The organism is Ruegeria sp. CDSA079 (assembly GCF_059612245.1).
On sequence record NZ_JBXWQF010000018.1, the window covers coordinates 1 to 11,670 of the forward strand.

Consider the following 11,670-nt stretch of genomic DNA (forward strand, 5'->3'; position numbering starts at 1 on the left):
ATGGTGTCCTCCGTCAGATCTTCGACAACAAAGTCCTGATGCACCTGAGGGAACACCTCGTTGAGGTATTGCGACAGTTCATCCCGATTCATTGCCAAAGCCATACTTTCCCTCCTGCTCTTCCCGACCTAGAGTTGGCCCAACTTGGGATCGGAGGGCAAGATGGCAATTCTGGAACGTAACGACACAGGCGCAGTTGCGCGGCTTATAATGAACGCCCCAGAGCGGTTAAACGCACTGAGCGAAGAGATGCTGGAAGCGCTTCAGGCCGAACTTGATGCCTTGCGCGATGACAGAACCATCCGCGCGGTGATCCTGGCAGGTGCTGGAAAAGCGTTCTGCGCGGGGCATGACCTGAAGCAGATGACGGCCGGACGTCAATCCGAGGATGGAGGCAAAGCCTATTTCCAGGATCTGTTTGCGCGCTGCGCCCGGATGATGATGTCAATTCAATCCCTGCCCCAGCCCGTGATAGCTCAGGTCCATGGCATTGCCACGGCCGCCGGTTGCCAGTTGGTGGCGACCTGCGACATGGCCATTGCGGCCGAAGGCACGCGATTTGGTGTGAACGGCGTGAATATCGGACTGTTTTGCTCGACCCCCATGGTTGCGCTGAGCCGCAATATACCCCGGAAACAGGCTTTTGAGATGCTGACCACTGGCACATTCATCTCAGCCGAGCGCGCCGCAGAGCTTGGGCTGATCAATCGCGCCGTCCCGGAAATGTTGCTGGAACATGAGGCCGACACACTGGCCGAACTGGTTGCCTCCAAGCTTGGGGCCGCCGTCAAAATCGGGAAAGAAGCGTTTTATCAACAGCTTCAGATGCCTTTGGATCAGGCCTATGCCTATACCGGAGACGTAATGGCGCAGAATATGCTGCACCGGGATACAGAAGAAGGCATTTCCGCCTTTATTGAAAAACGCCCTCCGAATTGGACCCAATGAGGCAATTGTTTTGCATATTTTTTGCCACTGTTTTGATTTTAGCACTTTTCAAAACGGCGACTCTGTGGCAAAGCTGGGTCGAGGCTGAGGCCTCAGGACACTTTTGGGTCGTCGTGGGCGGAAGGTCCCTCCAGCTGGTCTCTCTCACCAGCGCTGACATTCCCGCAGCGGCGACCCCAAGATTCCCCTTTAAAATTGGCTAAATCAGCGCTGGCTGAGTTGCGCCCGATTGTGGTCTGCCCTATGTGGCAGCGCATGACACAAGTTTTGCATATTGTAGGCGGCGGAATGGCCGGATCCGAGGCGGCGTGGCAAGCGGCTGAAATGGGCGTTGACGTGGTGATCCACGAAATGCGCCCCACGGTTGGCACATTTGCCCATCAAACCGGCAATCTGGCTGAAATGGTGTGCTCCAACTCGTTCCGGTCGGATGATGACGAACAGAACGCGGTGGGCCTGTTGCATTGGGAAATGCGGGCCGCCAACGGGCTGATCATGACAACCGCTGATTCCCATCGCCTGCCCGCCGGAGGGGCTCTGGCGGTGGATCGCGATCCCTTTGCCGCAAGCGTCACTGCAAAACTCCGCGCCCATCCGCGTATATCGGTCACGGACGAAGAAGTGACCGCCCTGCCCGATGATGGCCAATGGATCTTTGCAACCGGGCCTCTGACCTCGCCTGCGCTGAGTGAAGCAATCCGCACGGAAACAGGTGCCGAGGCGCTGGCCTTCTTTGATGCCATTGCCCCCATCGTCTATGCCGAAAGCATCGATATGTCGAAGGCTTGGATGCAATCGCGGTATGATAAGGGCGAGACTGAAGAAGAGCGCACAGCCTATCTGAACTGTCCGATGGACCGCGATCAGTATGAGGCGTTCATCGACGCGCTTTTAGCCGCTGACAAGGCCGAGTTTCACGAAGGAGAAACAGCTGGCTACTTTGACGGCTGCCTGCCCATCGAAGTCATGGCAGAACGCGGGCGTGAGACCTTGCGCCATGGTCCGATGAAACCTGTTGGCTTGACCAATCCGCATGCGCCGGACGTGAAATCTTATGCCGTGGTGCAACTGCGCCGTGACAACGCATTGGGCACACTATTCAATATCGTGGGGTTCCAGACCAAGATGAAATATGGCGCCCAGACCGAGGTGTTCCGTATGATCCCCGGCCTTGAGAACGCAAGTTTCGCACGATTGGGCGGCATTCACCGCAACACGTTCATCAACTCGCCCACGCTGCTTGATGCGCAGATGCGGTTGAAATCGAAACCCAACATCCGGTTTGCCGGGCAGATCACAGGTGTTGAGGGCTATGTCGAAAGCGCCGCAATGGGGTTGCTGGCCGGGCGTCTGGCCGCTGCCGAAATCTTGGGCCGCGACCTGCCGGAATTGCCACAAGACAGCGCTATGGGCGCCTTGATCCATCACATCACGGGCGGGGCCGAGGCCAAGACATTTCAGCCAATGAATGTGAACTTTGGCCTATTCCGACCAGTAGACGGCCTGAAAGGTGGGCGGCGGGGTCGGAAGGACCGATACAAAGCCTATACGGACCGTGCCAAGTCGGAATGGAGCACCTGGTTGGAGCATTGCTGACTGGACGCACAATGTGGTCTCGGCTTAGCATGCAGTTATGACCGACAAGTTCCTAGACAGCACTTACAACCTCGGCACGCCACAAGAGACTGAATCGCATTACAAGAACTGGGCCGCGACCTATGATGAAGAGGTCGAAGATCACGGGTACGTCACCCCGGGTCGCGTAGCGGCGGCTTTGTGGTCTGTCCACCCCCACCCTGAAACTCGGATTCTGGATTTTGGATGTGGAACCGGACTTTCCGGTCAGGCTTTGCGCGCAGTCGGGTTTGAAATCATCGATGGCATGGACCCCACCCCCAAAATGCTGGAAGAAGCAAAGGCTAAAGGTGTTTACAAAACGCTGACCGGCTTTGATATCACCAAGCCTGCTCCACTCAAGCGTGATGCCTATTCAGTTATCACGGCCATCGGTGCCATCGGTCAGGGTGCAGCACCGCCAGAGACATTCGACGTTTTGATGCACGCTTTACCCAAAGGAGGACTGTTTGCGTTGTCTTTGAATGATCACGCGCTGGCAGATCACACATTCACATGCCGCATCACCGATTGGGTCGACATGGGGGCTGCACGTTTGCTGTTTCGTGAACATGGGCCACATTTGCCCGGCATCAACCTTAACTCTGACGTGTATGTATTAGAAAAAGCGTGACTCTTATAACGCGCTTCGCGCCTTCCCCAACCGGGCCACTTCATCTGGGACACGCTTATTCCGCATTGATAGCCAGCGACATGGCCACAGCTGAATGTGGTCAATTCTTGCTGCGGATCGAGGATATCGACCAATCTCGTTCGCGACAGCATTGGGAGGATCAGATCTATGATGATCTGGCTTGGCTGGGCCTGAATTGGCCACGTCCGGTTATGCGCCAGTCGGATCGCATGGCGGTCTACGACGCTGCCCTGAATCACCTCTGGGCGCAGGGCTTTCTGTATCCCTGCACCTGTAACCGCAAAGATATTGCCGCTGCAGCCAGCGCTCCGCAGGAAGGCGCACCGCTGCACGGGCCGGACGGAATAATCTATCCCGGAACTTGTCGAAATTTGCATGCAGGCAAAGACTTAACCCAGCACCCTCGTCCAAAACACGAAGCAGTGCGGCTGGACATTTCCAAAGCTTGCCAAGCGATTCACGACAGTTCCAGGTTTCAATTCACCGAATTCAGTTCAGGGCCTGACGGGGAAACCGGAACGATAGCCTTCACCCCTGATGAATTGGAAGCAACCGTCGGCGATGTTGTTCTGTCCCGTCGAGACATGGGTACGTCTTACCATTTGTCCGTTGTCCTTGACGACGCCGCGCAAGTAATCACGCAGGTGGTCCGAGGTCAGGATTTGTTCGAAGCCACCCGCATTCATGTTCTGCTTCAAGCGCTGCTGGACTTGCCAACGCCCGCGTATTTTCACCACGATCTGGTCCGTGATGATGCAGGCAAACGATTGGCCAAGCGCGACGATGCGCGCGCGATCTCGAAATATCGCGCTGAAGGGGCCAGCCCTGCAGATATTCGGTGCCTGGTCGGGCTTTGATCTGGCACTCTTACTCCATAGGAGCCATCAGTTCTGTCTCGTTCCCATCACGAACAGCTGTGTAGAAACAGGTTCGGCGATTGGTGTGGCAGGCGGCCCCGGTCTGACGCACCAGAACCAGTAGGCAATCCCGATCACAATCGATCCGAAAATCCACCAACTCCTGCACATGCCCCGAGGTTTCGCCCTTGATCCAGAAAGATTGACGCGACCGCGACCAATAGGTCACCTTGCCCGTTTCCAGCGTCTTTTCAACAGCCTGGGCATTCATCCATGCCATCATCAGAACCTCGCCTGACACATCGTCCTGCGCAATGGCCGGGATCAGGCCGGCGTCATTGTATTTCAGGGTCGCTGGATCAAACACGACGGTATCAGTCATCTCGAAAAACCTTTTGCATCCGGTGGGGTGACCACTATGTATGAGGAACACACGACGAGGGAAAGCCATGAGCGGCGAGAACGATCTGATCAAGTTGTACTCTGGGCGCATTCTGGCGCTGGCGGCGGATATTCCGCATCTGGACCGTCTGGACAACCCGGACGCGACGGTCAAGAAACGCTCGCCGCTGTGCGGTTCGACCGTGACGGTGGATGTGAAGGTTCAAGACGGTCGTGTCAGTGCCTTTGGTCAGGACGTCAAAGCCTGCGCCTTGGGTCAAGCCTCGGCTGCGGTTGTCGGGGATGCTATCATTGGCACGACCCGCGCTCAAATCGAAGCTGCGCGCGGCCAACTAACCGCCATGCTCAAGAAAGACGGGCCTGCCCCGGATGCGCCCTTTGACGGCCTTGAGGTTCTGATGCCTGCAAGGGACTACAAGAACCGGCACGCCTCGATCCTGCTGGTATTGGACGCCACGGCCGAAGCCATGGCGCAGGCGGAACAGGCGCACTGCGCCTGATTGTAGCTATTTAAGGTAAACCCGTTTACCTTCCGCTAAGATTTAAGGAGGGGTGGGTTTGAACAATTTGCTTGAACATTTCGTGACGCTTTGGGTCGTCATCGACCCGATTGGGACAATTCCTGTATTTATCGCTGTCACCGCAGGCCTCACCGCAGCATCTCGACGCAAAACGGCTTTGTTGGCGTCGCTCATCAGTGCCGGGGTTCTTCTTTTCTTCCTGGTTTTCGGACAATTGCTGATTGAGGCGCTGGATATAGGCCTGAATTCCTTTCAGGTGGCAGGCGGCATCATCCTGTTCCTTTTTGCGCTGACTATGATCTTCGGCGAAAGCAAACAAGAGATCGAGCAGCGGCAAGCTGAAGAAGATCAGGAAGACAAGTATCACAAGCAAAATCCGGCGATCTTTCCCCTCGCCGTGCCCTCACTGGCCTCACCCGGGGCGATGCTGGCCGTCGTGATCCTGACGGATAACCACCGGTACAGTGCAACGGACCAGGGAATCACTGCTTTGGTCATGCTGTCCGTACTGTTGGTTGCTTTTGTTCTGATGCTTCTGGCGGAGCCGATCATTCGCCTGATCGGTCATTCGGGTGCGGCGATCATAAGCCGTATCATGGGGATGATCCTGGCCTCGGTTGCGGTCAACTCCGTCCTGTCCGCGTTGCTTGAGATTTTCAAAACCGGCCAGCTATAAAAAAACCGCCGCACCTTCCGGGCGAAAGGGCGGCGGCAGGCATTGCGTGTCTCGTGTGGGGTCCGGTTCACCGCGCGGGGCCGAGGCATGGCCCCTCAAGGGGTTTGGGACAGGCAGGTCACCCTTGACTGAAATGGGGATGACAGCGCGGTTTTTCGGCACGAGATCGCAGGCAGAAAGGCTTAGAAACCAACCGGCAAGTGAAGGGCCACCATCAGGATCACGACCAAGGACATCACGCCAACTGCATCCTGAAAGATGGTCGATTGCGCGCGGCTGAAAGCGGTCTTGATCTGGGTCAGCATAGGGTCACCTCCGGTCAGAGTTTTAATCCTTTGTTGACCTTTTGTTCTCATATTTACCCGAGTCGGTAAAGAACTTTTTGAGAACATTTGTGAACTTTTCGGAACTTCTCGCCTAACCCACTGAAATCAAACGGATCGCCTGATCCTGTTTCATCAGCCAAAGTAGAACACGCGCCGCACGTCCCCGGTCTGAGGTCAGTTTGGGGTCGGCAGTCAGCAAAGCCCGGGCATCAGATTGGGCCACAGCCATCAATCCAGCCTGACGTTCCAGATCGGCAATGCGGAATTTTGGCAGGCCCGACTGCGCTGTTCCGATCAGGTCCCCGGCCCCGCGCATTTCCAGATCGGTTTCGGAAATGCGGAACCCGTCTTCGGTTTCGCGCAGAACCTCCAACCGTTTGCGCCCGCCGTCGCTGAGCGGCGGTTGATACATCAACAGGCACGTCGAGTCCGCGTCGCCGCGCCCCACACGACCACGCAATTGGTGCAGCTGGGCCAGGCCAAAAATCTCGGCCCGCTCAATGACCATGATCGTGGCGTTGGGCACGTTGACCCCAACTTCGATAACGGTCGTCGCCACCAGAACCTTGGTTTCGCCGGTCTGAAAGGCGCTCATGGCCGCGTCCTTGTCGGCGGGTGGCATCTGACCATGAACCAGCCCTACCACGCCTTCCCCCAAAATAGCGCGCAGGCGTTTGAACCGTTCTTCGGCTGCGGTCAGGTCCGAGACTTCGGATTCGTCGACCAACGGACAGACCCAATAACACTGGCGCCCTTCTTCAATCGCGCGACGCAGATGCGAAACGACCTCATCCATGCGCTGGGTGGTGACAATCGCCGTCTTGATCGGTTTACGTCCCGGCGGCTTTTCGTCCAGCACCGAGACATCCATGTCCCCATATTGCGCAAGCGCCAGACTGCGTGGAATCGGCGTCGCCGTCATTACCAGAACGTCGGCACCCTGCCCCTTTTCTGACAACTCCATCCTCTGCCGAACGCCAAACCGGTGCTGTTCGTCTACGACTGCCAGTCGCAGAGCCTTGAATTCCACATCACTCTGAAACACGGCATGGGTGCCCACCAGAATATGAATATTGCCCTGTTTCAGAGCCTCAAGCTTGGCGCGACGCTCGGCACCTTTGTCGCGTCCGGTGAGCAGTTCCAACACCACCCCGGCCTCTTCGGCCAATGGCCGCAACCCTTCCAGATGCTGGCGCGCAAGTATCTCGGTTGGGGCCATCATCACCCCCTGCCCGCCGGCCTCGACCGCAATCAGCAAGGCCATGAAAGCCACCAGTGTCTTACCCGCCCCCACATCGCCCTGAAGCAGCCGGTTCATCCGAGCGTCTGATGCCATATCTGCCGAGATTTCCGCGACCGCGCGGCTTTGGGCTCCGGTCGGGCGATAAGGAAGGCTGTCCAGCACCTTGGATTGCAAAGCTCCCGTCGCAACGCTGACGATTCCACGGGATTTTCGTTCCCGTTGGCGGGCCAAGGCCAGTGTCAACTGATGCGCAAAAAGCTCGTCATAGGCCAAACGCTGCCGCGCGGGTGCAAACGGGGCGACGTCATCCGCCCCTTGAGGGTTGTGCCCGGCTTGAATGGCCGAAGCCCAATCCGGCCAGTTTTGTTGCGCCACCTGCGCAGGGTCGATCCATTCCTCAAGCTCGGGCGCGCGCGCCAACGCGCTGCGGCTGGCCTTGAACGCGGTTTTCTGGGTCAACCCTTGTGTCAGATGATAGACCGGTTCGAATTCCGGGATTTCTTGGGCCTGTTCGACCGGTAGCATGTGGTCCGGATGCACCATCTGGGCCAATCCGTCGAACAATTCCAACTTTCCTGAAACCACCCGGCGCGATCCCTCAGGCAGCACCTTTTTCAGATAATCCCCGCGCGCATGAAAGAAGACCAGCTGGAAATCGGCCTGACTGTCTTCGACATGAACGCGATAGGCCCCACCCTTGTTGCGCGGCGGGCGATGCGTGCCCACCGTCACTTCAACTGTCAACGTGGCAGGAAGATCAGCGCGCTGAATCGTATCGCGCCTGCGCCGATCAACCACCGCGTATGGCAGACCAAACAGAACATCGCGCGGGCTTTCCACGCCAGTCTGTGCCATGACCTGCGCAGTCTTTGGGCCGACACCGTCCAGCGTCTCCAAACCCGCAAAAAGCGGGAAAAGCTGCTCGGGCCGTCCGCTCATGCGCCTTCGACCAGCTGTAGCCAGCCATCCTCATCCAAGGTTTCGATTCCCAGTTCTGCGGCCTTTTTCGCTTTCGATCCAGCGCCAGGACCTGCAACCAGAATATCGGTTTTCTTGCTGACCGAGCCTGAAACTTTAGCCCCCAACGCTTCGGCCCGAGCCTTGGCTTCGGCGCGCGTCATCTTTTCCAACGTTCCGGTAAACACAACAGTTTTGCCTGCCACTGGACTATCCGACGCGGGCGCATCTGGTGCAACGACCGTCAGTTCCTTGCGTAACGTGTCAAATGCGCGCCTCTCTTCCTGATTTGCAAATGCGTCGGACAGAGACAGACCAAGCGTTGCGCCGATCCCATCGATACCGATCAGATCAGACCAAGCCGCATTAGCCTCTGAAGGAACACAGGCTGCTACAATGGCCGCATCACGTACTTCTTTGACGCGGGCACGGCGGTCTTCGGCCAGCGCCGCTGCCCGTTCAGAATCTTCCGCCTCTTCGGCTTGCCGTTGAGCCAGAGCGGCCGGGCGCGCTGCGTCCAGCGCTTGCGCCATGGTATCCCACTCGCGGTAATACAGCGCCAGATCACGCGCGCCGACCTCACCCACATGTCGAATACCCAAGGCAAACAACAGGCGCGCAAACGGAATTGTCCGTTTTTCGTCAATCGCAGCAAACAGATTTCCGGCCGAAGTCTCCCCCCATCCATCCCGGTTTTTCAACCGGGCCAGATTACCCTTGTCGCGCGGTTCCAGTGTGAAGATATCCGCAGGCGTATTTATCGGCAGGACCGGATCATCGTAGAACATCTCGATCTGTTTTGCACCCAGACCTTCGATGTCAAACGCTTTGCGCGAGACGAAATGTTTCAACTTTTCAACAGCCTGCGCGGGGCAGATCAAGCCACCTGTACAGCGGCGCACGGCGTCGCCTTCCTCGCGGATCGCTGCACTTTGACATTCTGGGCAGAGGGTTGGGAACGCAAAAGGCTGAGCATCAGACGGGCGTTTCGAAAGGTCTACATCTGACACTTTCGGGATCACGTCACCCGCACGATAGACCTGTACCCAGTCGCCGATACGGATATCCTTACCCTCACGGATCGTACCGCCCTTGGCATCACGCCCGGCAATATAATCTTCGTTGTGCAAGGTCGCGTTGGACACCACAACACCGCCAACTGTCACTGGATGCAACCGAGCCACAGGACTGAGCGCGCCGGTGCGACCAACCTGAATGTCGATCGCCTCCAGCCTCGTCCAGGCCAGTTCGGCGGGAAATTTATGCGCAATTGCCCATCGCGGTGTGGTCGAGCGGAACCCCAAGCGCGCCTGGAGCGACAAGTCGTTGACCTTGTAAACAACACCGTCGATGTCATACCCCAAGGTTGAACGTTGCGCCTCAATATCCTGATAATGCTCTAACATCTCTTGAGTCGTTGCGCATAGGCGGGTCAGATCATTCGTTGAAAACCCAAGCGATTTCAGCCGATCAATCGCCCCAATTTGCGTGTCAGCCATGGGCTCTGACAGTTCTCCCCAAGCATAGGCGAAAAACTTCAGAGGACGGGACCGTGTGATTTCCGAATCCAGTTGCCGCAAAGACCCGGCCGCTGCGTTACGTGGATTGGCAAAAGGCTTTCCGCCCCGCTCTGTCTGTCGGGCATTCAGCGCCTCGAAATCCGCGTGGGACATATAGACCTCGCCCCGCACCTCTAGCACAGCCGGTGCGCCCTCGATCCTTTGCGGAATATCCGAGACCGTGCGGGCGTTGGCGGTGACATTCTCACCGACTTCACCATCTCCACGAGTTGCGGCTTGAACCAGTTCGCCATCCTCGTATCGCAAGGACAAGGATAAGCCATCAATCTTGGGCTCTGCTGTGAAAGCCAGCGGCGTGTCCGCGGCCAACCCGAGGTATTTTCGGATCGAACGGTCGAAATCGGCCACATCTTCATCGTCAAAGGCATTGCCCAGCGACATCATGCGCATGGCATGCGTGACCTTGGAAAACCCGTCTGCTGCGCGGGCTCCGACCTGTTCGCTTGGGCTGTCGCTGCGTTTGAGGTTCGGGAACTGTGCCTCGATCTCGGCATTCCGGCGTTTCAGCGCATCGTATTCCGCATCTGAAATCTCGGGCGCATCTGCCCCGTGATACAGCGTGTTCGCCCGAGACAACACATCCGCCAGGCGCGCCAATTCGGCGCGCGCTTGGTCTTCGGTCAGATCAGAGATGGAAATAGAATTGCTCATGGCCTCGCCCTGTCACGCGTTCTTGGACCTCAGTGATAGGGCGAGGCCATGGCCAGGTCCAGACGTGCTGAGCCGTGAGTGCAAAGTGCCGCCCTGGACCACCAGCGGCACAGGTGGTTCAAATCAGAGGCCGACAGCCATCCGCGTCTCGTCCAGAGTGTTGCTTTGCGGGTCGCGCAGCACATACCCACGCCCCCAGACGGTTTCGATATAATTCTCGCCGCCAGTCGCATTGCTGAGCTTTTTGCGCAGTTTACAGATGAACACGTCGATGATCTTCAGTTCGGGTTCATCCATGCCGCCGTAGAGGTGATTCAGGAACATCTCTTTTGTGAGGGTCGTGCCCTTGCGCAAGCTGAGCAGTTCAAGCATCTGATATTCCTTGCCGGTCAGGTGAACAGTCTTTCCATCCACTTCCACGGTTTTGGCATCCAGATTAACCGCAACACGACCGGTATGGATAATAGACTGCGAATGTCCTTTCGACCGGCGGATAATGGCATGAATGCGCGCCACCAGTTCTTCGCGATGGAAGGGTTTGGTCAGGTAATCATCTGCGCCAAAGCCAAAGCCTTTGATCTTGCTTTCCGTGTCATCGGCCCCTGACAGGATCAGGATCGGTGTTTCAACCCGTGCGATGCGCAACTGGCGCAGCACCTCATGCCCGTTCATGTCCGGCAGGTTCAGATCCAGCAATATAAGATCGTAATCGTACAACTTCGCCAGATCGATGCCTTCTTCGCCAAGATCCGTTGCATAGACGTTCAGGTTCGCGTGTGTCAGCATCAATTCAATGCTTTTCGACGTAGTCGGATCATCCTCGACAAGAAGTATGCGCATTTCTTACTGCTCCAATTCGGGTCAACAATTCCAATTAAAATTAAACCTGAACAAGAATGGTTAATCTGACGTTACCGTTGAATCATTTATTCACACTCTCCTCTAGGTTGTCGATATTTTTTTAGCGCGGTGGCCTTCAACGCCTGGACCCCATGCTCTGCAACGAGGGACACCCAGCCGTTGAATTCTTCATCGCTGATACCGTAATTCTTTTTTACTTCGGACAAGCTGATCAGGCCGTAAAGCACTCCACGCACGACCAGAATTTTGCGCGAAGCCACCCAACGCCGTGTATCCGCAGGCGGTAGATCAGCGCGTGTCAGTATGGAGCCGTCGGGGAGTGTCACTGACCGAGGGCCTTCAACTTTGTGCAAAAACATCTTTCAACCCTTTTATTACT

General features: G+C 56.8%; 12 protein-coding genes. 6 read left to right on the forward strand and 6 right to left on the reverse strand.

Annotated elements, in window-relative coordinates:
• Positions 1–162: 162 nt before the first annotated feature.
• The 4 genes from AC2FJZ_RS16720 to gluQRS all read left to right on the forward strand — a co-directional run bounded on the left by AC2FJZ_RS16720 (position 163) and on the right by gluQRS (position 4,074).
• Positions 163–948 carry an enoyl-CoA hydratase gene (locus AC2FJZ_RS16720; RefSeq protein ID WP_496779043.1) on the forward strand — a complete coding sequence of 262 codons (786 nt, stop codon included), beginning with the start codon at positions 163–165 and terminating at the stop codon, positions 946–948.
• Positions 949–1,203: 255 nt separating this feature from the next.
• Positions 1,204–2,544, forward strand: a complete 1,341-nt coding sequence (gene trmFO, locus AC2FJZ_RS16725; protein WP_496779045.1) for a methylenetetrahydrofolate--tRNA-(uracil(54)-C(5))-methyltransferase (FADH(2)-oxidizing) TrmFO — start codon at positions 1,204–1,206, stop codon at positions 2,542–2,544.
• 37 nt (positions 2,545–2,581) lie between these two features.
• On the forward strand, positions 2,582–3,196 hold the full coding sequence (locus tag AC2FJZ_RS16730; protein ID WP_050602413.1) for a class I SAM-dependent DNA methyltransferase: 615 nt from the start codon (positions 2,582–2,584) through the stop codon (positions 3,194–3,196).
• The gene (gene gluQRS, locus AC2FJZ_RS16735; RefSeq protein ID WP_496779047.1) at positions 3,193–4,074 is read left to right on the forward strand and encodes a tRNA glutamyl-Q(34) synthetase GluQRS; all 882 of its coding nucleotides are present in this window, start codon (positions 3,193–3,195) and stop codon (positions 4,072–4,074) included. The genes AC2FJZ_RS16730 and gluQRS overlap by 4 nt, the downstream gene beginning before the upstream one ends.
• 10 nt (positions 4,075–4,084) lie before the next feature.
• Here the strand turns inward: gluQRS and hisI are convergent, their stop codons facing one another.
• Entirely contained in the window at positions 4,085–4,456 is a 372-nt protein-coding gene (gene hisI, locus AC2FJZ_RS16740) for a phosphoribosyl-AMP cyclohydrolase (RefSeq protein ID WP_496779049.1), read from the reverse strand.
• A gap of 67 nt (positions 4,457–4,523) precedes the next feature.
• Between hisI and AC2FJZ_RS16745 the strand changes: the two genes are divergently transcribed.
• The gene (locus AC2FJZ_RS16745) at positions 4,524–4,976 is read left to right on the forward strand and encodes an iron-sulfur cluster assembly scaffold protein (protein WP_496779051.1); all 453 of its coding nucleotides are present in this window, start codon (positions 4,524–4,526) and stop codon (positions 4,974–4,976) included.
• A 58-nt stretch (positions 4,977–5,034) separates the two neighbouring features.
• On the forward strand, positions 5,035–5,673 hold the full coding sequence (locus tag AC2FJZ_RS16750) for a MarC family protein (protein ID WP_050602409.1): 639 nt from the start codon (positions 5,035–5,037) through the stop codon (positions 5,671–5,673).
• A gap of 182 nt (positions 5,674–5,855) precedes the next feature.
• On the opposite strand, the gene AC2FJZ_RS16755 is transcribed toward AC2FJZ_RS16750, so the two are convergent.
• The 5 genes from AC2FJZ_RS16755 to sciP all read right to left on the reverse strand — a co-directional run bounded on the left by AC2FJZ_RS16755 (position 5,856) and on the right by sciP (position 11,650).
• Positions 5,856–5,978 (reverse strand): hypothetical protein, encoded by a 123-nt coding sequence (locus AC2FJZ_RS16755; protein WP_256364009.1) that lies wholly within the window; start codon positions 5,976–5,978, stop codon positions 5,856–5,858.
• 112 nt (positions 5,979–6,090) lie between these two features.
• On the reverse strand, positions 6,091–8,181 hold the full coding sequence (recG, locus tag AC2FJZ_RS16760; protein WP_496779053.1) for an ATP-dependent DNA helicase RecG: 2,091 nt from the start codon (positions 8,179–8,181) through the stop codon (positions 6,091–6,093).
• The gene (ligA, locus tag AC2FJZ_RS16765) at positions 8,178–10,430 is read right to left on the reverse strand and encodes an NAD-dependent DNA ligase LigA (RefSeq protein ID WP_496779055.1); all 2,253 of its coding nucleotides are present in this window, start codon (positions 10,428–10,430) and stop codon (positions 8,178–8,180) included. The genes recG and ligA overlap by 4 nt, the downstream gene beginning before the upstream one ends.
• 123 nt (positions 10,431–10,553) lie before the next feature.
• Positions 10,554–11,270 carry a response regulator transcription factor CtrA gene (gene ctrA, locus AC2FJZ_RS16770; RefSeq protein ID WP_050602406.1) on the reverse strand — a complete coding sequence of 239 codons (717 nt, stop codon included), beginning with the start codon at positions 11,268–11,270 and terminating at the stop codon, positions 10,554–10,556.
• Between the two features lie 86 nt (positions 11,271–11,356).
• Positions 11,357–11,650 (reverse strand): CtrA inhibitor SciP, encoded by a 294-nt coding sequence (sciP, locus tag AC2FJZ_RS16775; RefSeq protein ID WP_496779057.1) that lies wholly within the window; start codon positions 11,648–11,650, stop codon positions 11,357–11,359.
• Between the last annotated feature and the right edge of the window lie 20 nt (positions 11,651–11,670).